This is a genomic window from Legionella nigrisilvae (assembly GCF_977063395.2).
The window spans coordinates 280792-304314 of sequence record NZ_CDRUGZ020000020.1 but is presented as its reverse complement, the minus strand read 5'-3'; the positions used below and the strand labels follow the sequence as shown (position 1 = coordinate 304314).

The window sequence follows — 23523 nt, the reverse complement described above, 5'->3', positions numbered from 1 at the left end:
GCAATGTTATCTCAAGATGTAGTAAAAGTTATTGATAGTATAAGCGAAAAAATTGAAACAAGTGATTTTGAATCATTAACTTTTGAAGATATAAAAAATGCATGTTTTATGGTGATGGGTCAAATTGAGCATATAAAAACCAGCAACCCATTTCCTACAGAACAGCATGCGAAAGAAAAGGACCTAATTGCCTATAAGCGTATTGTGATGCATTTAGTGGAATGGCAAGCCAGATTTATAGAAATGAAGAAAAGTAATGTGTTAGGAAATTACATTGCAGATTTAAATTTCTTACGAGATATGGTTCATTCCATTCCTGACGTACTAGGCGATGTTTACAAAGAAAAGATAGAAAAAATAAATTTCTACATTTCTCAGATACTTGCGCATATAAATAAGCTAAAAGTTAAATTACTTGAAGCGAATTGTTTTGATATTGCGTTAATGGCACATGCACAATGTGCTTATGAAGTCACTTTTTTGTATTCTAAATTACTTGAAATGCATTACACCGAGAAAATGCGTTATTCAGTAGTTATCAAAGGTTATTTTGAAGCGATTCAGGAGACGTTTGATTTTTATTTAAAAGAAATAACCTATTTTCGGGATCTTGAGATTACCAATGCAAAATTTTTAAGCTACTGCGTAATGAATTACCTCCCTAAAAACGTACGCCACTGACACTTACTCGCTTACTATTACACGATTAAATCCTGTTATTCAATTGAAAAATCCTTACTTAGTTGGTCATAATTAGATCGCACAGAATAAAAAATACTATACTTTAGTGAAATATGAGCAATTAACGGGTAATGAGTGATGGGAATTCTTCATATATCACCAGACGAGCATTTAAAACGGGTTATGGGCAATCCCAGTGATGCCATCTTAAAACAACGTGAATTATCTGAAGCAACCTATCCTCTTTTGATTTCTTATTTAGAATGGCTGCGTAGGGTCAATTCGATCCAGAATAAAAACGATGTAATTCGTCAAAATGAACAAGTTTTAAGTGAATTTATTCATTTGTGTGAGCACAATTTACTATTTTTTCTTACGGTAACTGGGCGATTCGATATCATCCGCTCGCTTTTTGAAGATAAAGATTTAGTGGCGAAGGAAATTGCATTACTTGAGGAAATCGAAAAAGAACAAGCTCAGGCTGCAGCACATCAACAGGATTTTGTCTTTGTTCCTCGAAAAAAAGAGGCATCAATGTCACAATCTGAGGTGTCTAAATCATTTCCTCCTCCCACTTCTGAATGGGAAAAATCACTTTATGGTTTAACTAATATGGAGTTATATCGATATTATGAAGATGAAATGAGACGGATTACTCATAACTACCACACAAAACAAATAAAACGAATCGATGCGGTTTATGATCAACATTTAAATTTAATGCGTGAGGCATTAGATGTAATTGATCAAGATGAAAGTATTAGCGAAGAAACAAAACAAAAAGCGGTATCTCTTTATAAAAAATTAGTTGTACTAAGAGAGGCAATGGATGCGCAATGTCATGAGGCAACTTCAATGGATGGAGAACCCCTCATAGAAATACAAATCCTTGAAAAACAACATCAGATCAAAGAAGAAAAATTTAAGGAAGCGCAAAATGCTTTGAACTCATTTTTTGAAGAAGTTCGCGATGAATCACCTCAATTACAAAAGATTTATGAGCAACATCAAACCATTACCCTGAATTTTCAAAAAGAAAGTGAAGCGATTCAAAGGGAATGGAAACAGGCGATGGAGGAGTTATCTGTCCATTACGAGACTTCCCGGGAGCATGCTTTAGAGGATGTAAACGTTAGCTTGAGTTTAATCATAGATGAATTAAAAAAGTGTCCTGTTGATGAATTGAATGAGGAGCAAATCAACAAACTGGATATGAGCTTAATGCAATTAGAAAAATATAAAGAAGAATTAAAAACAGTTAAGAATTATGATTCCACTCAGGCTTTATTAAACCAATGTAATAAAGAACTAGAAAATTTAGTGAGTATTGTTGAACCAATATTGGCAGAAGATGCAAAACAACGTGTTGATATTAATGTAAAATTAATAAAAAAAATGTTTACCTTAGCTCCAATAAATTCTTCTCTAGTTCAAGAAACCCTTGATGTGGATTCTAAAACTTCTCTCCCTATACCTACTGAGCCAGCATTTGAAGAAAATGTGAGTTTAAAATCAAGCCCACCGGTAATCGAACCTCCGAGCAAAGAGCAAGACCTTGGTCTTAAATCAAGTTCGTTTACGGATGAGCTTAAGACCGAAAAACATCAGGATTCTAAAGTATTTAATAAAGAAACCTCCATTCCTTTTATGGCTACAAAGCGAGATGTGGACTTAAAATCGAGTAGTTCTTCGGTCGAGGTTATGAATGGGCAGTCGAAAGATATTCTTGATGAAAAAACTCATAGTGTTCCTTTGTCCGAAAAGCAAAATATCGATGCGAAACCCAGTACATCAGTTATTGAACTTGCGAGTCTTAAAAAAGATGAGTCTGAAGTTGCTCCCAGTGAAGAGCCTCGAAATTCATTACACGTTCAACGCTATCGATTTTTTATGAATACTATAAGGGATGGCACTGAACTCATTGAGTTTGATACAGAAAAACAGCGTAATTATGAATCAATGATTGAAGAATTATCCACAGTTTTAAATGAATTAAACGAAGAAGTTGAGCCAGAAATCGCAGAAAAAATAAAAAGAATCGAACAGCTCATTGAAGATGTAAAATCCATTGGCTTTGAAAAAGCATATCCATCTCAAATTCAAAAAATTTGTGAGGCATGTAACGTTTTAGGCATTGATTATGAACCTTTAAATCAAGTAAAAGATAATCTCGCCTCTATGTTTCAGTTTCAAAATAGCCCCCAAAGTGGTTTGGGGATGTAATGATTTTTGTATCATAATTGAAATTTTATACCACATCATGCCTCTTTTTTGCTATAATATGTGCAATTTTTTATAAAAGGGAGAGGAAAATGTCACCACATGAAGAAGCATTATGGCAAGCTGTAACTAAAAAAGAATATGACAAAGTTAAAACATTGATTCATGATCATCCTGATTTAGTCAATGCAGTAAATACGAATGGAAGAACTCTTCTGATGCGAGTCGTCCTCCTCTTAACACCGCCGTTAGATCTGATTGAGTTTATTGCCCAACACCCTGATTTCAGCTTTGAAAACTCTAAGGCCACTAAAACGACTATGAGCGTTATTTTATCCACAGGTCGTCCAGAAATTTTAGAACTTTTTGCAAAAGATCGACACATTATTTTTGATGGTGAGAATTTAGCTTATGTAACAGCCAAGAAGCTCGTGGAAAGTGCAGCTAAAGAGAAAATTGAAAAATACACTAAAATGCTGACAATCATTCGTGACGAAACGATACGCCATGCAATTGCAAGCGATGATTCTTCTTTACTGGAACGATTACAAAAAGCAGGAGATAACTTGGCTCAACCATTAAGTGATGGCAAACTTCCTGTGCGTCTTATCACTAAAGAATGTCCGGCCCCTCAGGTTAAATCATGGTTCCAATCTCAAATTGGAAAAAACGAAACAAGCATTGCAAATAGTGTCGATTCGTTCTTTGCTAATACTCGCAAAATGCAAGAAGCTCAAAAGGACATGGAGGAAGTTAATCGACGTAGATTAGAGAGTGAGAACCTATTGCTTGGAAATACTTATCACAGTGTAGAACAAATAGCTTCTGCTATTAGCCTTACAAACTAAAATTGATTGGATCCTCTCTGGGTGAATGCATCGCTGTAGCCCAGGATCTGATCTTCTTTAAGCCCATTTATCTTGTAACCCATGAATAAATCCTTTAATTTTGAGTTATTAAAAACTTCAAGGGTAAAGGAATAAGTGTGGTATCAACGCGATGATGAATGTTTAACTCTTCGTTTATATATTCAACCCGGTGCAAAAAAGACAGAGATTGTTGGTCTTTATGAGGGGGCGCTTAAAATACGCTTAAATAGTCCACCTATTGAGGGGCGCGCTAATAAAACCCTTTTAAAGTATATGGCCGAATTATTTAAAGTACCAATAAAGCAGGTTACGTTGCTACGAGGAGATAAATCCAGACACAAAGTACTGTCTATTATTGGTTCCATGGTCGATCCTGATAATTTGCTTTGAATCGTAACGTAAATTTTGCGATAGTAAAAAGAACCTATAACTAATCATCATTAATCTTATGAAAATCGAACAATTCGCGATCACATTTCATACTTCAGGAAGAGGAACGCAGGATATTACTGCTGATATAGCCACTTTGCTGTCAAAAACCCCAATCCAACAAGGCTTATGTCATTTGTTTCTTAAACATACAAGTGCCTCTTTAATGCTTTGTGAGAATTATGATCCTCAAGTTCGCAAAGATTTGGAACAGTTCCTGGTCCGTTTAATTCCTGACGGGGATCCACTTTTTAAACATGTAATTGAAGGTCAGGATGATATGCCTGCACATATTCGTACTGTATTAACTCAAACCAGTTTAACTCTACCTATACAAAATGGGAAATTAGCTTTAGGTACATGGCAAGGGATCTATCTGTATGAGCATCGTTATCAAGCGCAAGAACGTCACCTGCTTAGTACTGTTGTGGGAGACTGATCGAGTTTTTGCTATACTATTATTCTCTTTGTGAATGGAAAAAAATATGTCTTCTCTACCTCAATGCCCTAAATGTAATTCAGAATATACGTATGAAGATGGAAATCAATTAATTTGTCCGGAATGTTCCTATGAATGGGCAAAGGATGGATCCGAAGAACAAAGCCAGGACGATCAACGAGTAATTAAAGATGCAAATGGTCAGGTTCTGCAAGATGGTGATACGGTTACAGTGATTAAAGATCTAAAAATTAAAGGCTCGTCCCAAGTAGTAAAAGTTGGCACTAAGGTAAAAAATATTCGCTTGGTTGAGGGGGATCATGATATTGATTGTAAAATTGATGGAATTGGTGCCATGAAATTAAAATCTCAATTTGTTAAAAAAGGATAAAGTATGTCTAAACCACTGCACATTACTTTTTTATTTTATGAAGGAATGACCGCTCTGGACGCCATTGGTCCCTATGAGGTACTTAGTCGTTTGCCAGAAGTGATTGTGCAGCGGGTTGCTCTAAATACTGGGCCGGTGCGTACTTGTTCTGGACTTACATTAATTGCTGAGCATGCATTAAAGGATATCTCAGAGACTGATATTGTGTTGATTCCTGGTGCTGGTAATGCCACTGCATTACGTGATTGTCCTGAGATTCTTAAATGGATCAAAATGATACATGAGCATACTTTATGGACTACCTCGGTATGTACTGGAAGTTTGATCCTAGGTGCAGCAGGAATTTTATCTGGAGTTAAAGCAACAACACATTGGGCAGTAATGAATCGATTAGAAAATTGGGGGGCTATACCCACGCATAAACGATTCGTAATAGATGGGAAAATCATTACTGCAGCTGGGGTTTCAGCGGGTATCGATATGGCTTTATTTCTTGCTGCAAAACTTACGGATGAACACGTAGCGCAAAGTTTACAGCTCGGTTTGGAATATGATCCCGAACCACCTTTTGATTCGGGATCACCCAATAAAGCGTCAAAAATTGTACTTCAATCGGTTCGTGAGCGTTTAAAATATAAATTCGAACCGGAATGATTAAGGCAATACATAGAATATCAAACAAATAAATCCGGCAAGACCCATTATTGGATGCACCAGCACTCCCAATTTTGGAATCTGTTTTCCTTTCTTCGCAAGAGCAACCAAGCTTAACCCACCTAATGCAGCAAGAATTAAAAGAATTAAGCTCGCGACAAGAAGCGTGGCTTTGCCAGTCATAAATGCAAACGTGTGAACGATGATAATAAGTAATCCTAAGGTTGCAAAAACTGCATGCAAATTCCTCACCGTTCTATTTATAGGTCTGTCTTGAAGTATTGCTGTAAACAGAAAAAAACCACACACTATTGCAAGAAGAAAAAGAACAATAGCAATTATTAACATATAATCTCCTGACTAATTTACATATTCACATTGTTGTTTTGCCTGGGTGCAGCGAAAAGGAACCCGGGATCTGCATTAGAAATACCTGGACTCCATTTCGCCGCACCCAGGTGAGAAATCTACTAAGGCGTCACATAATTTTCTTTTGATTTTGGAAGATTCAGTAGTTCAATTTCCAGTTGCTCTCCCAAAGTATCTTTTTTCATAGAAGGAGAAAAATTAATGATGGGTGCTGGATTTTTCAGAGCTTCAGCTAAACTAATAAACTTATATCCATTTTTTTGATACATTTCCAAAATATCTCCTAATAAATAACTATTAAGGAGGTTTGCATGAATTAATAATATTTGTTTGGCATTCTCACCCTTAGCATTTTTTTCCGCTCTTAATGTTTGTTTCCAGATATACGCTAGATATCGTGGCTTTATTTTTTGAATGTATTTTTCTCGAGAACGATAGGGGACTTTATAGAGCATTTCATTAAAGTCAAAATCTTTACTATCAATGGTTACAGGAGCAATGGTGTAATTATGTTCTTTTAGGTAATCTAATACTTTTTGTTTTTTATCATTTTTTCCTTCTGCGAGATAAGGATAGCGAAAATATTTAGGTTCAGTCATTATAGGCGTAAGAATCTTATCGGCACGAGACACATCAGCTATATATTTATCAGCGCTCAGCTGATTTAGATTATAATGTGAGTAAGTATGATTACCCAACATAAAGCCTGCTTTACGAAATTGTTCTAAGAAATCCCATTGTCCTTTTTCGATTGCTCCTGCAATCACAAAACCTGTGACTGGAACTTTGTATTTTTGGAATGTTTGCACAATTTGGGTAAACCGTTCGGTGGATCGTTGACGATTCCCTGGGGTATCCATTCTTGAGGCTACCAGGGGTAAATCATCCATGGTGATGGCAATTTCTTTATTATCTGCAAAACAAACTGAAGAAACCAATGTAATTAAAAATAAGAATAATTTAAGCATCGATAGTCCTTATCAGAATTCTAATAACCGGGGATGGTATCATAATTCGATGAATACGTTAAAAAAAGATTAACCCACTATAAATCCATACTTCCATAGTGCATTTTTAAAAATTTCGGCATCTATATACATTAAGCGCATATTCCTTATGCCTGAAAGGAAGTTTATGAGTTGGTACTTTTTGACATTGATCAAAATGTTGAGCTAAGCAAATCTTCCTATCATACTGATCAATATATATTATTTCTTTCAGTGTTTTATTTGCAATTTTTTTATTGATGTCTGCATTCCATAAAGCATATTGATTTTGAGGACTGTCACAACCCAAAGTATAAATAATGGGTTTGTTTTGCAGAAAAAAGAGCATGCGTGCTGCAAACCAACCTGAAGTAAAAATCGTATCCGGTAATTGGGGCTGTGTCGCATTAAATTTTTGGATTAAATTATAAAAAATAAGTTTTTTTGATTTGATAATATTAAATTTGGAGGTGTTATCTATAATCACGAACAAACTAATTATTGCGTAAAGTGCAGGTAATAGAATAGCAAATTTACGATAAGGGAATGTTGTAAGCCAATATCCCAATAAAATCGCACTACTGATTAAATAAGGAGTGAGCCAGAATTCCCGAATCCCAGCCTGGCTTGCGGTGTATAAGTAAAAACACAGAAAAGTAATACAAATAATACGGCATAATTTCACAATTAATGCATTTTTTTCATCTAGCTTTTGAGTTCTTACTAAAAATGGAGGAAGCAACATTATATTTAATGAAGGGACGAATAGGGTAAAAAAAGTTTCTATTGTATGAAAAAGAGGATTTACTTCTGGTTTAAGTGTATGGGTCGTTAACTGATAGATAAATGATTGCCAATGATTTTGATAGTTCCAGACAATCACAGGATTAAAAATAATAATGCTGAGAAGCGTAGCAAAATAAAAATGCTTCGATTTAAAGATGGAGCGATAAGTACTAAAAATTAAAAAAATAAGCAGAGAAAGGATTAAAACGATGCCACTATATTTGGATAACATCATCAGCCCTGCATTAATTCCAATTAAGTAGAGCTCTTTTATTCTATTGGTTTGAATAAATTTTATAGTATAGTAGACGGTTAATGACCAAAATAAAACAAGGGGCGTATCATAGGTCGTTTGTTTTAAAATATCCAAAGTGACCAGAGGGGAAAATAGCCACGATAACATTGCAACACAGCTTGCTTCGCAGGATAAAAAAAAGCGAGCACTTTTATAAATAATCCAACTCGTTAATGCAATGCATAGGATGCCTATAAAGCTCAGGGCAAATAGGTTATCTCCGAATAATGAAGTGGCAAACCTAATAAAATATGCAATCATGGGAGAGCCATCGTAATAGGATAATGCCAGGTGACGACTCCAATCCCAATAATAATACGTATCAAGCGATAATATATTAATAGGTGCCAACAGGAGTAAAATGATAAAATACAGAGTTACAAACAGATAAACGCGTCGCGAGCTAAAAAATTCCCACGAAATAATCCTATTATTTGCTCTTTTCCCTGATGGATATCCTTTTCCCAATGGCATTGATACTGTTTCTTGTCGATTCATTCTGATGACAATAATTATCTTTAATTACTAGGAACATATTGTTCTGCCCAGATATGACGAGAATAAGTATAGTAATTTAAAAGAGAAATTAAACCGATGCCGATACCCATTATTATATTTTCACGTAAGGGTCCAGCGCCAAAACAAAGCACTCCTAAGCGTAACCAATAACTTTGTAAGTTTATTATAAATATGGAATAAATAGCAAAAAGTAATAAACGCTTTATTTTTAATGGCCATGCTGATTTTTTTTTGACGCTAAAGGTGATTTTGCTATTTAAAACGAAATTATTGATGATTGCGGCGCATACTGCAATTTGTGAGGCGTCAAAAGGTGAGAATTGAAAATATTCGCGCAACACATTGTAGCTAATAAACTGTACTAAAATACCTAAAGAGCCTACGAGACACATTTTTAAATAACGTTTAATTTCATGATAACGTAAAGAAAAAACGACTCGCAGGGAATCGGCAATGCTGTTTTTAGGCAGCTTGCTGTATCCTTTATTTCTATCAATAAAATCAATAGGATATTCACGAATTTTTGCTTTGTTTTTATGTAAAAGCCACAATAATTGCATTTTATATGCATAGTGATTTGTAAGAAATTGATCAGGCAGAACTTTTAAAAGTTGCTGTCGGCGAGTGGCACGAAAACCACTAGTAAAATCCTTATATTTTGGTGTGAGTACAGATCGAGCAACATAATTACCTAAAACGGAAAAAAGTTTGCGATGTAATTCCCAATTACTCGGAATACTCCCGCCTTCAACATAACGACTTCCTAGCACACAATCACATGTTTGCAACATCTCTAACATAGGGTGAATATACTTGGGTTGATGGGAAAGATCCGCATCAAACTCAAAAACAATATCCGCATTCAAAACAGTTAATGCATAGTTCATGGCTTGCAAATAAGCAGAGCCCAGTCCAGATTTAGTTGGTTCATTTTGTAAATGTAATTTGGGGTAATTATTCTGTAGCAAAGTAACGACTTTTTTGGTGTTATCTGTAGAGGCGCTATCGAAAATTAAAACATGTATATCATACTGCTCAATTTGTTCTACTGATGCAAATACTTGTTCTATTGTTGATTGAATGACCAACGCTTCGTTATGCGTTGGAATAATAATAACCACTTTCTCTTTTTCTAAAGAATGCTTTTCAATGGAATCAGAGGAATTACTTGCATCAGTCAACTTTATCTCGGGATTATGGTTATTTGGGGTGTGAGTTTATCAATTAGTTTTTATAAAAAAAAGAGGGGGAGGCTTTGTACTTAAATTATCCTTAAATTTTGAATTTGGATCATTTTTTTATTTTAACTATTTTTTTGCAGAAACTTAACAGTATTGATTTAATCGGTTTTCAATAACCCATAGTACAATTGAGCAATTCTTCACACTTTATTTCAAAGAGTTCTTTTATGGGAAAATCAAAAATTGGTCTCATAAAGCATACTTTTTTTAATAATTCATTAAAACCAAGTGATTTTTCCTTTAAAGAAGACGGGTTTCACTTGGCTCAATTAAAGGAGGAGTTTTTAACGTTAAATCAAGTAATTATATCGAATAGGTCCTCCTGGTCAGAAGAGAGTGCCACCGTCCATTATCTGTATTTTTTATGTGATTTGCTGATTTCCTATTATCAGGTTGATTTTGTAGATTCTGATTTAAGAACGTTAAAACAACTTCGTCAGAGAATAGAGGCTTTTTACAATATAGACCGCGTACCAAAAAAGAAAAAAATAATTGATAGTTTCCCTAAATTTCTAACAGAAGGCATACAAACAAGCATTTTAGATTATCTTTCTTCTTTTATTCGTATTTCCAAGCTACGTCAAAATGTCGGTACCTTAAATACCCGGCGTTCTCAATTTTCTTACAGCCGTGGTCTTGCAAATTATGTAATTATTTATCTTCAAAAGAGTTCTGTATCCGAATTGATTCAAGAGATTAATAAAATTCTAGGTAATCAATACAGCTTTATCGAAGGTCTTAATTTCTTAAATAACTCACGCAAAGCCATTACGGATCTGGGTATTTTACTCTATACGTTGCGTTTCCTGATTAATTTACTCTTACTACTTAAGCATATCATTCAAGCTGCAACCAAGGAGGAATTATCGACAAAGAAAGTACTCGAACACGAAATGGAAAAGCGTGGTTTTATTATGGCGAGCGACTTGGTATGGGCTGTAGTAGGTTTGTTAACAACGTATAATAACTTTTTTCATATTGCGGATGCTGCTGTTCCACTAATCACAGTTGCCTTCCTGACGTTCGATACGCTATTGTTTTTAGCTCAGTGGCTTTTTGAAGCCAGTAAATATCACGATCACGTGCGAGAATTGCAGGCCCAATTAAAGGATGCAACCCTGTTTGAACGAAAAGTCATCCAGCGCCAAATTGATGTGGTCAATGATGAATGGGAAACCCAGTGCGCCTATTTTGCAATTAATATACTAGGAGCAAATCTACTCGCCACCTGTTTCGCAATCAGTATGCTATGTACCGGTCCACTTGCTTTAGCCGGGCTAGCATTATTCAGTATGCTAGGTAATGCTTTGTATAACACCTCCGAAGAATATAAAAAATATCAAAAAACCTCTATTGCAATACGACGTGAATTAGCAAATGGAGCTCGAGTAGACGATGAGCAACACCGCCAAATCCTCAATAATCTCAATGATGAATGCAGCAAAAATTACTATGAATTTTGGAAAAGCTTAGCATTCAATGTGGGGGGAATTACATTTCTTATTACTGCGGCCGTGGCTTCCTGGCCAATTGCTTTGGGAGTAACGCTTATTTATGTAGGGTATCGATTAAAGGATGCTTATCAAAAACAACTCCATCCCCAGGAGGAGACCTCTCAGGATGTTTATCGTATTTTAGATCTCGACTCCCAGCAATCAGAAGGAATTTCAGAGTTTGCCTATAATTAATCATGACAATACCTAGGTTCTGATCGTTATTGATAAGTATTGACGCATAGCGGAGTAAAACCAATTAATAAAGGCAAATTATTTTATTCCTTTGGAGCTAAGGATGTTTGTACTACTTCAATTCCTTATTACCCATTTCAAGCTACACCTTTTGCTTAGCCGATATTTAAATTAATCCAGAATTTATAAAAAATATACAAATTGTTAATAATTACTTAATGTGGATAAATTATAATCACTTGCTGTGGGGTACAATTAATAAAGAGTTCTCATTATGAAAAATGACGAAAAGAATCTTAGCCGAATGCCAAAAAGGCACCGAAAAAGACACCGAAAAGTTCAAATCGAAGAGTACGCACCTGATGTGGAGTATGAACGAGAAAAATTATTGATAGAGGAAGGAAAGGCATTGGCCGAACTGGCTAAACCGCAGGAAAAAATCTATCGCTGTGTAGAAATAAATGAAAAAGCCAAATCTTTATTTAATAAACTTAATGCCATTACTGCTCATTTACAGGAACAAATGGAAGCTCTAGAACATCGTCTAGAAGAGTCAATGCCCAGGAGCGCGCGTATTCTCTTACTTGAGAAATATAACAAACTGATGAAAGCAGGTATTGAAAACATAGGCCAGGTTGAAACGGATCTTTCAGCTATTGAAAAGGATTTGTTTCCTAAACTAGACTACAAAATACATGGTGGACTTTTTGCAAGAAATAAAAGCGCCGTTGCCGAGCTCTATGCCAGATTAAAACAACGTAGCTTTCAAATCCAATATAAATTAGAGGGTTTGGATCCTCAGCTAAAAAATATGATCATTTTGGATTTGGAGCGGTTGAATAAACTTCTCTCTGAAATTGAATTAATCAGTGAAAAAACAAGCCAAATCTATGCAAATTTACAAAGTGGACGAATTGATGCTGATTTATATTCGGCGATGGCTAACCAATTATATGAGATTAATGAGAAAAAATTTGAATTTGAACAGGTTTGTAAGCTAATTGAAGACAAAGTAGAACTGTCAAAACTGGATAAGGAGATTGCCCAACAGGTGGAGGAGCTTAAGGCGCTCAATAATGGATGGTCCTCTATAAAAAATATTATTGATGCAGCTTATTTTAATCCGCAAAGGGGAAAAGCTGATTTAGCGACCCAATTAAAATTGGTTAATTTTAGTTTCAACGCCGCTGATTATGAGCCAAAACTATGCACTTCCTCTATGGAATGGGACGATGATCTGACCACCAGAGAGGCAATGATAATAGAGAGACAAAATATAATTGCTCAATTAAGCGAAAAACGGAAGGATTTTGAGCAAGTCAAATGCATAATCGCAACTCATCAGCAAACTATCAAAGATTTAGTTGCAAAAGATTTAGAGTTTTGTGTAAAAAGAGTTAATCTCTATGAAGCATTAACAAAGGCCCCACATGATTTTTACCGACGATTTGATAATTATCAAAAAGTGCTTGAATATGACTTCAATAAAGGATTAGATAATCCATTGGCACAATGGCATCTATATAGATTGTTAAGTTATACTTTAGGTTATTTAGCCCTTTTCCCGGATAACTGCACTATTGTCCGCAATGTGAAGAATGCAAGTACCGATCTTAAAAAATTAAAAGAACAATTTGAAACCGATTTTCCCCAATTAACGGTTAAAGGCGCCTTTTTTAATTATAAAAAAAAATCATATCTTCTCTCTGATTCTCTTAGAGAAAAAATAGATAATTATATCTTGGCACATGCAAAAATTACTGATGCTTTTGAAACGGGTGAGAAATGGGCCAGTTACGCGGAGGCTGTTGATTTTCAACGTGAATTAGAGCTTCTTAAGACCAGCAAAACTGCAATCGAGCAATATATTGTTGCGTATGAATCAGATCAAGTAAAGAATAGGAGCGAGCTTTTAGATATAAAAATCCAACTTTCAAAATTATTTCCTAAACTTAGCGTACAAAATTCGGCATTAGAATATCAAGGTGAACTTTATACTTTGGATGTTACAACTGCAAAATTGGTTGAAGAATATAATCGTGTTCTTAAAGAATTAAAAAGTGCCCTGAATGATAAAGACTTTTCATTAGATCCCATTTCAGTTAACGATAAAAAAGAACAATTTGCTGTTTTAAAAAATACTCAAAAACTTATTATTTCTTTCTTGAAAGAGCAAAAACAAAACAGGCTCGAACTTTTAGAGATAAAAAAACAGTTTGCTAACCACACACAGTTTTCTGTAGAGAAGAGAACTCTTTTACATCAAGAAAATACTTATACTCTGGATCTCTTTACTGAACAGAAAGTGGAACACTATAATATTCTTCATACTAGATTAACCTCAAAGTTTAGGAATCCATTTTCTACAGAATCAATCTCTTCAAAAGTAATATCTCTGGAATCTTTAGAGCATATAAAAAGGGATTTTGATCAGTTAAAAGAAGATAAAACAGCTATTTATCAATTTATTAAAAAGCAAATAGACTTTAGTGTTTTAATACGTGATTTCTCAAAGTATTCTCTTCTTACTCTCAATGAAAAAGGAGAATTGGTCCATAAAGGGAAAACTTATCTTCTCAATGCAGAGATCCAAAAACAAGTCCAAGATTATAATAAGACCTATACTCAACTCACGATGGCTTGTCAGAGCAGCGAAAATATAGAGAATGCAACCGAATTATTTAAAGAGTTGCAGCAAAAAGAAAGTCCTTTTAAGAAAATTGATGAGTTTGGCAAATTAATGGATTTGTTGCAAAAACAAAGGGAACTCGTACAGAAAAAAAAGAGTTTTGTTAATCAAATTCAAGACAGTATAGATAAAGAAATAAAACGAGAAAATTGTACCGAAGGTTCGGAACAGAGTAAAATAAATGATATATTGTCAAGCTTACTTACTCCATTCAGAGAGTACTCTGCACAAATTGAGCAATTAGAAAGAAAAATTAAAACAAATCAAGAAGATCTGCGTTTAGACAATCTGGATAATTCAAAAGAACAAATACAAACAATTGCCGTCGATAACCAAAAAAACACTGATGCTTTAATTGAGAGGCTCAAAGGGAAATTCATTGAAGATCTTCCCACGCTTTCTTCTGGAAAATATCTCAATCAATTCATGGAGTGGATAGATAAAAAAATTATTGCGCCGCTTTATGAGGTCTATTATAAAAAAGAAAAACCTTATCGACCTGGATTGTTTGCTACCTCTGCGGAGGTGAATCTTTTTGCATTCCGCCAACAAATCCTTCCTAATTTAGAAGTTACCCAGAAGGAGACACATGAGGCAGCAAAAGCGGCGACAGCAGCTTGAGACAGGTTTTTATTTAGCTCATATTTTTTAACATCTTTTGCAATTATGAGCCATTATTCATGCACCTCAAATAAAATAAGGAAATCATTATGTCACAAAATTCTATGGGTCAATTTTGTTGGAATGAATTAGCTACTGCGGATGTAAACAAAGCGAAAGAGTTTTATAGCAAAGTACTGGGCTGGCAATTCAAAGAAATACATTCTGGTGAAATGACATATACCCTAATTCAAGCCAACGATAAAGAATTTGCAGGTATATGGCAAATTCCTGCAAATCAACAAAATGAAATTCCTCCTCACTGGATGGCGTATATTTTAGTAAATAATGTTGCTGATACTTTAGCAAAAGCAAAACAGAATGGAGCTCAAGAAATTAAAGGGGTGACCCATGTTGGAGATATGGGACTCTTTGCGATTATTAAAGATCCGACAGGGGCTCATATTGCATTCTGGGAAACAAAGTAACATGGCTTATGTAGCCTGACTGCAGCGAAGAGGACAGGAAGTTTATCCTCCCCGCTTCGCTATGCCTGGCCACAGATCTACGAGTTTTTTATATTACTTTCACTCTTTTGATTGAGCTTCTGCCAAAGCTCATATACTTTGATTGCATCAGGATGAGCATGGTAGGACATGGGTAAATTTCTTTCTTGCCAAGGCTTGGCAAATTCATCATAAAAATTCTCTAATGTAAAATATTTGCGATCATCAATATAATATTTTTTATAATCATCTCTTAATGTAATAAAGGTTACTTTTAAAGGGCTGCAATAATACATTGCGGCCAAACACATAGGACAAGGATGGGCTAAAATATAAAACTCACAGTTAAAAAGGTGTTCCGTATGCAGTTTCGCGGTAGCTTTTCTTATTGCGACAATTTCTGCATGGGCAGTAGGGTCGTTCGTTTGGGCTACCAGATTTGTTCCTTCCGCAATGATTTTACCGTTTTCTGCAATTAAACAAGCAAAGGGTCTCCCACCTTGTTTTACATTCTCATTAGCCAGTTCGATGGTCTTTTTAATAAAATCCATTTTAGGTCCTTTGAATTCAAGATTATTAAAAGTATAGAATAAGTTATCTTGTCAGCTCTAATACTTAATCCAATCTTGCTCAGGAGAGTTATTTATTGGCAATAGTTCATAAGTTTTGAAGATATTTCCGTCTTGAGATAAAAGAATGGCTATAGGTCTGGTTTTTTCAAAGTGAGCAAAGATTATCATCATCATAACGGTGATGGGTACGGAGAGAAACATTCCTAATATTCCCCATATTGCGCCCCAAACTGCTAATGCAATTAAGATAACCAATGGACTTAAATTTAATGAATTACTTAAAAAACGGGGTTCAATCAAATTTCCAACAATAAATTGGATGGTTCCTAAACCCAGAGTGATTTCAGCAAAAGGAATCCAACTGGCAAACTGAACCAGAGCCAGAGAAGCAGGAAAAGCAATCGCAATAATGGCTCCAATATTGGGAATAAAATTAAGAAAAAAGATGAGAAGTGCCCAAAACTCTGCAAAATCCAATTTAACCCATTTCATAATTATCCAGCTGGAAAGTGCCGTAATAATACTCAAAATGGATTTGATCCCCAGATAGGTCTGAGTGTTATTCACAATATGGCTGATGATGTTGTTCACTATGAGACGACTTTCCAAAGAGGGGAACAGCGAATCGATTTTTTTTAGAAAAAAATGTTGTTCCACAAATAAAAAGGCAACATACAATAAAATGAGTACAGTAGAGCTTGCAAGTGTTGTGAATACTCCATATACACTGGTGAAAATCGTTTGGAAATTTAGACTTTTGATCATGCTGTTCATACTCGCTAATATTTGGATATGAAATTTTTGATCAATATTGTTAAAAATTGTTAATAAGTTTTCTTGATAGCGATTAGATGCCGCGATGACACTAGTGACATTATTAGTAATGATATTTATAAAAATTAAAAGAGATATTCCAAGTATGGCAAAGGCAAAAATCATACTGAGCCAACTGGGGACCTTGGGTATTCGTTGAATGATATTACTTATGGTATTAAGAAGATACCAAATGAAAACGGCGATCACGAATGGAATCAAAACATGACTTCCTATCACTAGGAAATAACCCACTATCCAGATGATAATTAATCCACAGGTAAAAAGAAGCATGCGACTCATTGATTCAATCCTAATAAATGAGTGAGCTTAGTAGATACGCCCCGGCGCATAATACACTTCCTTTTGAATTTCTAATTATTATACCAATAATAGCACTTATTGCAGGAGGATAATTTAATATGAAGAATTTATTTTGTGGAAACTGAATTTAATGTTATTGAGTAAGCTGCTTGAAATATAACCTGGAATGTGAGTCCCAGGTTATATATAAAATCCGTATTAGCTTAGTATGAAACCACATGGAAGATCTTCAGGACCTTCAATCGCTACGTTGGTGAGTGCTTGTTTTGTAGTGGTATATGCTTCATTCATATCTCTTTTCAAGCCAAGATCGTTTTTCTCTACTGTAAAATAGGGTTCGCCAAAATAATGCTCCAGAACGGCGTTAATAAATGCTTTGAGCTTATTCCCAACCCCTGTATGTGCCATCAAGGTAGGTTCCCAACTATAAATAGCAGAACGACACTCATTGGCAAATTCTTTGACACGATATTTATAATTAAGCAGTCGTATCCCATTATCATAATCTTCGTCAAACTTAGTCATTGTTGATTCGAGCTGAGCTCTCAATTGTCGTAACGCATTGAAAACATCGCTAGGAAGTGGTTTTTTTTTGTTTGCATCAATTTCCACATCTAACTGATTAATTAACTTTCTAACTGAAGTATAAATTTGAGGTTTATCTGTAACCAACCCCCCAAGATCTGCCGCTTTATTTTTAAAGAACTTCAAAAATGCCATATTATCAACCTCGCTCTCATTATAAAATTCAAGCTTTCTCTAAATGGTAGAGAAGGCAAGCGGCATCTTAGCACAACTAGATCACAAATTAATAGTGAAGTGCAAAATTAGATCTCTTTGGTTCAATTTTAATCCGCTTAAAATAAAAATCGAGATATAATCTTAGGTAGAGGCGGATTAGGCACCCCTTATATTGCGCGAGCAAGGCATGCTGGGTACTCACCCATCCTAATACGCTGCCCAGCCTGGATTCCTTTGACGTAGTTGGGTGCCGAAGGCTTCACTGCACCTGCATTCAGGCTACATTGGAAATTTGCTATTCTTAAGTCGAATAATTTCATCGCACATCTGCTGAATATTAAGCTCTTCCGTGTCAATACATAATTCACAATACTTCTGGAAGTTGAATCGCTTTAACCAATGAAGCGCCGAGCCTTTTAACCGATCACCTCGAGCGTCCTCTCTTTGTGCAATTACTGTTTCTGAGGCATAAAGATAAACAAATAAAATTCCAAAGGGTTCTAACGTTTTTTTGTAGGCATTAAATTCGTCTATAGTGGTAATAAAGGAGTCAACAATAATATTGAAGCCTTCCTCACCGAGGAGCTTCAAAACATTGGGTATCGTTAAATAGAGTTTTGAACACAATGCTCCCGGCACGATTTCATAAGTTCCATCAGTATGTTTTTGTGCATAACAAATATCATTAGGAACACATACTTGGGGATTATCTGGATGTAATCCATCAAATCTATCGCCCAGCATACCCAAATATCCATCCGTACTAAAACTGAGCCAACCCTCATCAAGTCTGCTTTGTAATTCTTGGCAAAGAGTTGACTTTCCTGAGGATGAAGTACCACAAACAATAATAATCATTTTTTACCTTGAAATAATAAGAAATATTAAGTTTTAATTGGTGCTAAAGTGAGTTCGTGATTTAATAAATAGATTAAGTTTAATGTTAAAAAAAAGTTTTGTGAAAGGGTATTAAAGACGAGTTAGTATAAGGGGAAATACATGACAAATAATGGTTCAATTAGCCCAGAAGATATTATACCCGATGGAGTAGATAACATATCCATCAACGGCACCCTTGTAAGAAAAGGTACGGTTGCTGCTTTTTTAGCAAATGCAAAGGTTCTTGAACACCAATACAGTACCGAAATACAAAAAAACGAAGCAATTAAAACCATGAAGGAATTAGCCCCAGCGATAATTGCTACGGGTTTACATCAACATGTAGTATTTAAAAATAAGGAAGTTGAGCAAATTCTTATTGATGCTGAGTAATAGAGATAAATACTTAAAAAGTAAGGGCGGAGGAGATCCTATACTCGAGTAATATCGCCTATACTATGTATTGAATTTGCTCATTTACTATTAATCTCATGAATTCACCAAACTATCAGAGCCTTGCTTGGGCCCATCCGCTTGTTCAGGATTGGTTTATCCAGAAAGTAGGACAACCTACCGAACCCCAGGAGCAAGGATGGCCTTTTATTTTGGCGGGTAATGATACCCTCATTTCATCGCCGACGGGCTCGGGAAAAACTCTGGCTGCATTTTTAGCATGCTTGGATAGTTTAGTGCGTAAGGCGGTATCCGGAAATTTACAGGATATGACTGAAGTCTTGTATGTTTCCCCTCTTAAAGCACTCAGTAACGATGTACAAAAAAACTTACTTATACCCCTAGAAGAAATTACTGAATTAGCCAAGGGAAGAGGAATGCCTATTCAGGAAATCCGTGTGGCCGTGAGAACTGGGGACACCCCTAGCAGTGAACGACAAAAAATGCTTAAGCAGCCACCGCATATTCTTATTACTACCCCAGAATCGTTTTATATTTTATTAACCGCCGAGAAAAGTCGTATTAATTTGGCAAGTATCCATACGGTGATTGTTGATGAAATACATGCTTTGGCCAACAACAAACGAGGTACACACTTAACTTTATCTCTTGAACGTTTGGAAGCACTCACCTTAAAACCCTTTATTCGTATTGGATTATCAGCAACACAAAAACCTTTGGAAAAAGTGGCCCATTTTTTAACGGGTGCTAAGAAAACTAAAGTAAAATTAGTCAACATAGGGCATGCACGTCAGCTGGATTTGCACGTTGTGGTACCAGACATCGAATTAGCTGCCGTTGCTTCCAATGAAATGTGGGATGAGATTTATGAAAAAATTGCTGCCTATGCCCGAAAACATCGTTCTACTTTGGTATTTGTCAATACGCGAAAATTGGCAGAACGGGTTGCTCATCATTTAGAACAACGTTTAGGTGAGCATAAGGTTTTAGCTCATCATGGTAGTTTATCGCGAAAATTAAGACTCGAAGCAGAAACAAAATTAAAAAATGGATCGCTCCAAGTATTAGTTGCTACTGCTTCTTTAGAACTGGGTATCGATATTGGAAGTATTGATCTGGTTTGCCAAATAGGTTCCCCGCGTGCAATTGCCACCGCATTACAACGCATTGGAAGGGCAGGGCACTGGCATGCTGCGATTTCTAAAGGACGTGTTTTTGCCACCACCCGCGATGAATTATTAGAATGTGCTGCACTGGTCTACGCAATACGACAAGGAGATTTGGATCAGCTAATCATTCCAAAAGAGCCACTCGATATCTTGGCGCAACAAATTGTGGCCGCTTGTGCTACTCAGGATTGGGAAGAAAAATCGCTCTTTAACTATTTTAAAAACGCCTACCCTTATCATCATTTAACATGGGAAAAGTTTGAAGAAATTCTTACGATGTTATCCGAAGGAATCGCGGGTTCTCGAGGACGTTATGGTGCTTATATCCACAGAGATCAAGTCAATCATATGATTAAAGCACGACGAGGAAGTCGACTTGCTGCGATTACTAGTGGGGGTGCTATTCCTGACAATGGATTATTTACGGTTATTGCGATGCCTGACAACGCAATGGTGGGCACTTTAGATGAAGATTTTGCGGTAGAAAGTAACCGTGGGGATATTTTTTTATTAGGGACTAACTCGTGGAGAGTACTTCGTATCGAAAATGGGCGCGTACTTGTGGAAGATGCACATGGAGCGCCGCCAAGCGTACCTTTTTGGTTGGGGGAAGCACCTGCACGGAGTATTGAATTATCACTACAAGTTTCGCAGATGCGCGAAAAAATCAATGAACTATTGCCAGAAAAAAGTCCGCAAATTGTTGATATAAAAAATTATCCTGAAATTAAATCTGCGATTGAATGGTTAATCAATCATTGTGGACTGGATAATTCCGCTGCGGAACAGTTGCTTGAATATATTCGTTTAGGTCGACAAATTTTGGGAGCCGTTCCAACCCAAAAAACAGTAATTGCAGAGCGTTTTTTTGATGAAAGTGGGGGAATGCAACTAATAATTCATGCACCTTTTGGTGCGCGTATCAATAAAGCTTGGGGATTAGCTCTACGCAAGAAATTTTGTCGATCCTTTAATTTTGAATTACAGGCAGCGGCAACCGATAATGGGTTAAATATTTCTTTGGCAGAACAACATAGTTTTCCTTTATCTGATGTGTTTCATTTCTTGCATACCAACACGTTAAAAGAAGTTGTGACTCAAGCAGTTTTACAATCCCCATTATTGGGCATGCGATTTCGCGCAGTGGCTTCCCGTTCTTTAGCACTATTACGTTTTCGGGGGGGTAAAAAAATTCCTCCAAACATCCAACGTATGTTAGCAGATGATTTATTGGCCGCTGTTTTTCCCGATGCTGCGGCCTGTCAGGATAATTTGGGTGGACTTGATGTTATTTTACCTGAGCATCCACTGATTGAAGAGACCATGAAAGATATTTTAACGGAAGCTTTAGATATTGATGGATTTGCTGAGGTGATCCATGCTATTGAGTCCAAGAATATCGCTTGTCTTGCAGTGGATACCCCCGTTCCTTCGGTATTTTCCCATGAAATTTTAAATGCTAATCCCTACGCATTTTTAGATGATGCTCCTTTAGAAGAACGACGTTCGCGCGCAGTCGAAATGCGCCGAGTACTTCCCGAATCACTTTTGGAGGAGGTGGGTAAACTCGATCCTAAAGCCATTTCTGAGGTACAAGAACAAGCGTGGCCAGATATTCGCTCTGCAGATGAATTACATGATATCTTACAAGCGGTAATTCTGTTTCCTGAAACCATTCAATTGTCTGAGTACCAATCTACTTTGCCCGCATGGAAACATTATTTTATTGAGTTACAGCACCAGGGAAGGGCTGCTTTAGCTTCAGTTGCCGGTAAAAACTATTACGTGCCAACGGAAAAAAAGAAAACTTTTCTTGGCATTTTCCCACAAGCAACATTTGCTAACGAAATTGCTGATATTGAGCATAAACCCAGCTCACAAGATGAGGGCATTTTAAATACTCTACGCGGTTGGCTTTTACATACAGGTCCCATAACCCCAAAAATTCTTAGTGACTTTTTGCAGCTTTCTTCTTTGGATGTTGAACATGCTTTACTCAAATTGGAAGCCAGCGGATATCTATTACGGGGGAATTTTCGTGCAGAGCATGTTGGAGAAGTCGAATGGTGTGAGCGTCGTTTACTCGCACGTATTCACCGTTACACTACAGAATCCTTGCGCAAACAGATCAAACCCGTTACACGGGCACAATTTATGTCCTGGTTGTTGAAATGGCAACATGTGACAAAAGGAAATCAAATGCGTGGCGAGGTTGGATTATTAGAGGTTATCAAACAACTACAAGGTTTTGAACTTGCTGCAAATGCCTGGGAATCAGAGATCTTTCCTGCACGGGTGCACAATTACGATCTATTGATGCTGGATAAGCTCTGTATGAGTGGTCTGGTGGGATGGGGACGAATGTCTCCTCATCCTTCCATAGTGGTTAATGAAGAAGAAACAAAAAAATCAAGGCGCTTAACACCAACTCGAAATGCACCGATTACATTTTTTGTCCGCGAAGAAGCCGATTGGATTCCACCTCATGAACTTGTGGATAATATCGAAGAAGTAGATAGTTTGAGTCATCCTGCACGTAATATTTATCAATTCTTACAAAAATATGGTGCCTCATTTTATGCCGATATTGTGCGTGGCACGGGAAATTTAAAAGTGGAAGTAGAAAATGGGTTATGGGAGTTGGTTGCAGCGGGAATGGTCACCGCCGATAGCTTTGATAATGTACGTACTTTGCTGAGTACCAAACGTAAAAACAGCAGGAGACATCGTAGCAGACCACTATTTCCACTGAGTACAGGACGTTGGTCTTTGTTGCATGTTCACGCACAAGCGGATTATGAAAAGCGTGTGGAAGCTGCATGCTGGATGCTTTTGAAACGCTACGGTGTGATATTCCGTGATTTGCTCGTCCGTGAGAAAAATATTCCTCGCTGGCGAGATTTATTGATTTTTTTGCGACGTCTTGAATTACGTGGTGAGGTACGCGGAGGCCGTTTTGTTGACGGATTTTTAGGCGAACAATTTGCATTACCTTATGCGGTTGATTCCTTACGTGCTATGCGAAAAGAGGAACTTGATGGGGAACCCCAAATTATTTCGTCTGTGGATCCTCTAAATTTAGTAGGTATTGTATTGCCAGGTGATCGAATTTCTGCAGCAACAAAGTCAGAGATCCAATTAGTAGCTGGTCAAGTTTCTATGTAAATTGACTCCTCTTCAAATCCAGGTGAATTTTTTTGAGATTCTCTGCAAATAATTGAGAAAAATTCGGTACTATTAAACCGTTAT

20 protein-coding genes are annotated in these 23523 nt (G+C 36.4%); 12 read left to right on the top strand and 8 right to left on the bottom strand.

Annotated elements, in window-relative coordinates:
- The first annotated feature begins 3 nt into the window (after positions 1 to 3).
- The 7 genes from ACWTE2_RS10095 (at position 4) to ACWTE2_RS10065 (ending at position 5683) form a co-directional block, all read left to right on the top strand.
- On the top strand, positions 4 to 681 hold the full coding sequence (locus tag ACWTE2_RS10095; RefSeq protein WP_454785250.1) for a hypothetical protein: 678 nt from the start codon (positions 4 to 6) through the stop codon (positions 679 to 681).
- Between the two features lie 138 nt (positions 682 to 819).
- On the top strand, positions 820 to 2904 hold the full coding sequence (locus ACWTE2_RS10090; RefSeq protein ID WP_454785396.1) for a hypothetical protein: 2085 nt from the start codon (positions 820 to 822) through the stop codon (positions 2902 to 2904).
- A gap of 89 nt (positions 2905 to 2993) precedes the next feature.
- Positions 2994 to 3749 carry a hypothetical protein gene (locus ACWTE2_RS10085; RefSeq protein WP_454785249.1) on the top strand — a complete coding sequence of 252 codons (756 nt, stop codon included), beginning with the start codon at positions 2994 to 2996 and terminating at the stop codon, positions 3747 to 3749.
- Between the two features lie 135 nt (positions 3750 to 3884).
- Positions 3885 to 4160, top strand: a complete 276-nt coding sequence (locus tag ACWTE2_RS10080) for a DUF167 domain-containing protein (RefSeq protein WP_182392863.1) — start codon at positions 3885 to 3887, stop codon at positions 4158 to 4160.
- A 58-nt stretch (positions 4161 to 4218) separates the two neighbouring features.
- Positions 4219 to 4638 carry a secondary thiamine-phosphate synthase enzyme YjbQ gene (locus tag ACWTE2_RS10075; RefSeq protein WP_454785248.1) on the top strand — a complete coding sequence of 140 codons (420 nt, stop codon included), beginning with the start codon at positions 4219 to 4221 and terminating at the stop codon, positions 4636 to 4638.
- A 46-nt stretch (positions 4639 to 4684) separates the two neighbouring features.
- On the top strand, positions 4685 to 5029 hold the full coding sequence (locus ACWTE2_RS10070; protein WP_182392865.1) for a zinc ribbon domain-containing protein YjdM: 345 nt from the start codon (positions 4685 to 4687) through the stop codon (positions 5027 to 5029).
- A 3-nt stretch (positions 5030 to 5032) separates the two neighbouring features.
- On the top strand, positions 5033 to 5683 hold the full coding sequence (locus tag ACWTE2_RS10065; RefSeq protein ID WP_454785247.1) for a DJ-1/PfpI family protein: 651 nt from the start codon (positions 5033 to 5035) through the stop codon (positions 5681 to 5683).
- Here ACWTE2_RS10065 and ACWTE2_RS10060 read toward each other — a convergent pair whose 3' ends face one another.
- From ACWTE2_RS10060 to ACWTE2_RS10045, 4 genes are all read right to left on the bottom strand, one after another.
- The gene (locus tag ACWTE2_RS10060; protein ID WP_454785246.1) at positions 5684 to 6031 is read right to left on the bottom strand and encodes a hypothetical protein; all 348 of its coding nucleotides are present in this window, start codon (positions 6029 to 6031) and stop codon (positions 5684 to 5686) included.
- A gap of 122 nt (positions 6032 to 6153) precedes the next feature.
- On the bottom strand, positions 6154 to 7020 hold the full coding sequence (locus ACWTE2_RS10055; protein ID WP_454785245.1) for a polysaccharide deacetylase family protein: 867 nt from the start codon (positions 7018 to 7020) through the stop codon (positions 6154 to 6156).
- Between the two features lie 106 nt (positions 7021 to 7126).
- Entirely contained in the window at positions 7127 to 8617 is a 1491-nt protein-coding gene (locus ACWTE2_RS10050) for a glycosyltransferase family 39 protein (RefSeq protein ID WP_454785244.1), read from the bottom strand.
- A gap of 20 nt (positions 8618 to 8637) precedes the next feature.
- Positions 8638 to 9819 (bottom strand): glycosyltransferase family 2 protein, encoded by a 1182-nt coding sequence (locus tag ACWTE2_RS10045; RefSeq protein ID WP_454785243.1) that lies wholly within the window; start codon positions 9817 to 9819, stop codon positions 8638 to 8640.
- Positions 9820 to 10046: 227 nt separating this feature from the next.
- Between ACWTE2_RS10045 and ACWTE2_RS10040 the strand changes: the two genes are divergently transcribed.
- From ACWTE2_RS10040 to ACWTE2_RS10030, 3 genes are all read left to right on the top strand, one after another.
- The gene (locus ACWTE2_RS10040) at positions 10047 to 11567 is read left to right on the top strand and encodes a hypothetical protein (protein ID WP_454785242.1); all 1521 of its coding nucleotides are present in this window, start codon (positions 10047 to 10049) and stop codon (positions 11565 to 11567) included.
- A gap of 274 nt (positions 11568 to 11841) precedes the next feature.
- On the top strand, positions 11842 to 14877 hold the full coding sequence (locus ACWTE2_RS10035; RefSeq protein ID WP_454785241.1) for a coiled-coil domain-containing protein: 3036 nt from the start codon (positions 11842 to 11844) through the stop codon (positions 14875 to 14877).
- An 89-nt stretch (positions 14878 to 14966) separates the two neighbouring features.
- Complete coding sequence (locus ACWTE2_RS10030) at positions 14967 to 15344, top strand: VOC family protein (protein ID WP_454785240.1); 378 nt, start codon at positions 14967 to 14969, stop codon at positions 15342 to 15344.
- Positions 15345 to 15421: 77 nt separating this feature from the next.
- Here ACWTE2_RS10030 and ACWTE2_RS10025 read toward each other — a convergent pair whose 3' ends face one another.
- The 4 genes from ACWTE2_RS10025 to ACWTE2_RS10010 form a co-directional block, all read right to left on the bottom strand.
- Entirely contained in the window at positions 15422 to 15913 is a 492-nt protein-coding gene (locus ACWTE2_RS10025) for a nucleoside deaminase (protein ID WP_454785239.1), read from the bottom strand.
- Positions 15914 to 15970: 57 nt separating this feature from the next.
- Positions 15971 to 17050, bottom strand: a complete 1080-nt coding sequence (locus ACWTE2_RS10020; RefSeq protein ID WP_454785238.1) for an AI-2E family transporter — start codon at positions 17048 to 17050, stop codon at positions 15971 to 15973.
- Between the two features lie 219 nt (positions 17051 to 17269).
- Positions 17270 to 17791: a hypothetical protein gene (locus tag ACWTE2_RS10015; RefSeq protein WP_454785237.1), complete on the bottom strand. Its 522-nt coding sequence runs from the start codon at positions 17789 to 17791 to the stop codon at positions 17270 to 17272.
- Between the two features lie 300 nt (positions 17792 to 18091).
- Positions 18092 to 18670, bottom strand: coding sequence for a phosphotransferase-like protein (locus tag ACWTE2_RS10010; RefSeq protein WP_454785236.1), 579 nt, complete (start codon positions 18668 to 18670; stop codon positions 18092 to 18094).
- 141 nt (positions 18671 to 18811) lie between these two features.
- Between ACWTE2_RS10010 and ACWTE2_RS10005 the strand changes: the two genes are divergently transcribed.
- Entirely contained in the window at positions 18812 to 19084 is a 273-nt protein-coding gene (locus ACWTE2_RS10005) for a hypothetical protein (protein WP_454785235.1), read from the top strand.
- A 98-nt stretch (positions 19085 to 19182) separates the two neighbouring features.
- Positions 19183 to 23439, top strand: a complete 4257-nt coding sequence (locus ACWTE2_RS10000; RefSeq protein WP_454785234.1) for a DEAD/DEAH box helicase — start codon at positions 19183 to 19185, stop codon at positions 23437 to 23439.
- The last annotated feature ends 84 nt before the right edge of the window (positions 23440 to 23523 follow it).

Excerpts from the sequence above, each read along its gene's own strand:
- ACWTE2_RS10095 (WP_454785250.1), top strand. The coding sequence starts at position 4 with ATGTTATCTCAAGATGTAGTAAAAGTTATTGATAGTATAAGCGAAAAA.
- ACWTE2_RS10090 (WP_454785396.1), top strand. The coding sequence starts at position 820 with ATGGGAATTCTTCATATATCACCAGACGAGCATTTAAAACGGGTTATG.
- ACWTE2_RS10085 (WP_454785249.1), top strand. The coding sequence starts at position 2,994 with ATGTCACCACATGAAGAAGCATTATGGCAAGCTGTAACTAAAAAAGAA.
- ACWTE2_RS10075 (WP_454785248.1), top strand. The coding sequence starts at position 4,219 with ATGAAAATCGAACAATTCGCGATCACATTTCATACTTCAGGAAGAGGA.
- ACWTE2_RS10070 (WP_182392865.1), top strand. The coding sequence starts at position 4,685 with ATGTCTTCTCTACCTCAATGCCCTAAATGTAATTCAGAATATACGTAT.
- ACWTE2_RS10065 (WP_454785247.1), top strand. The coding sequence starts at position 5,033 with ATGTCTAAACCACTGCACATTACTTTTTTATTTTATGAAGGAATGACC.
- ACWTE2_RS10060 (WP_454785246.1), bottom strand. The coding sequence starts at position 6,031 with ATGTTAATAATTGCTATTGTTCTTTTTCTTCTTGCAATAGTGTGTGGT.
- ACWTE2_RS10055 (WP_454785245.1), bottom strand. The coding sequence starts at position 7,020 with ATGCTTAAATTATTCTTATTTTTAATTACATTGGTTTCTTCAGTTTGT.
- ACWTE2_RS10050 (WP_454785244.1), bottom strand. The coding sequence starts at position 8,617 with ATGAATCGACAAGAAACAGTATCAATGCCATTGGGAAAAGGATATCCA.
- ACWTE2_RS10040 (WP_454785242.1), top strand. The coding sequence starts at position 10,047 with ATGGGAAAATCAAAAATTGGTCTCATAAAGCATACTTTTTTTAATAAT.
- ACWTE2_RS10035 (WP_454785241.1), top strand. The coding sequence starts at position 11,842 with ATGAAAAATGACGAAAAGAATCTTAGCCGAATGCCAAAAAGGCACCGA.
- ACWTE2_RS10030 (WP_454785240.1), top strand. The coding sequence starts at position 14,967 with ATGTCACAAAATTCTATGGGTCAATTTTGTTGGAATGAATTAGCTACT.
- ACWTE2_RS10025 (WP_454785239.1), bottom strand. The coding sequence starts at position 15,913 with ATGGATTTTATTAAAAAGACCATCGAACTGGCTAATGAGAATGTAAAA.
- ACWTE2_RS10020 (WP_454785238.1), bottom strand. The coding sequence starts at position 17,050 with ATGAGTCGCATGCTTCTTTTTACCTGTGGATTAATTATCATCTGGATA.
- ACWTE2_RS10015 (WP_454785237.1), bottom strand. The coding sequence starts at position 17,791 with ATGGCATTTTTGAAGTTCTTTAAAAATAAAGCGGCAGATCTTGGGGGG.
- ACWTE2_RS10010 (WP_454785236.1), bottom strand. The coding sequence starts at position 18,670 with ATGATTATTATTGTTTGTGGTACTTCATCCTCAGGAAAGTCAACTCTT.
- ACWTE2_RS10005 (WP_454785235.1), top strand. The coding sequence starts at position 18,812 with ATGACAAATAATGGTTCAATTAGCCCAGAAGATATTATACCCGATGGA.
- ACWTE2_RS10000 (WP_454785234.1), top strand. The coding sequence starts at position 19,183 with ATGAATTCACCAAACTATCAGAGCCTTGCTTGGGCCCATCCGCTTGTT.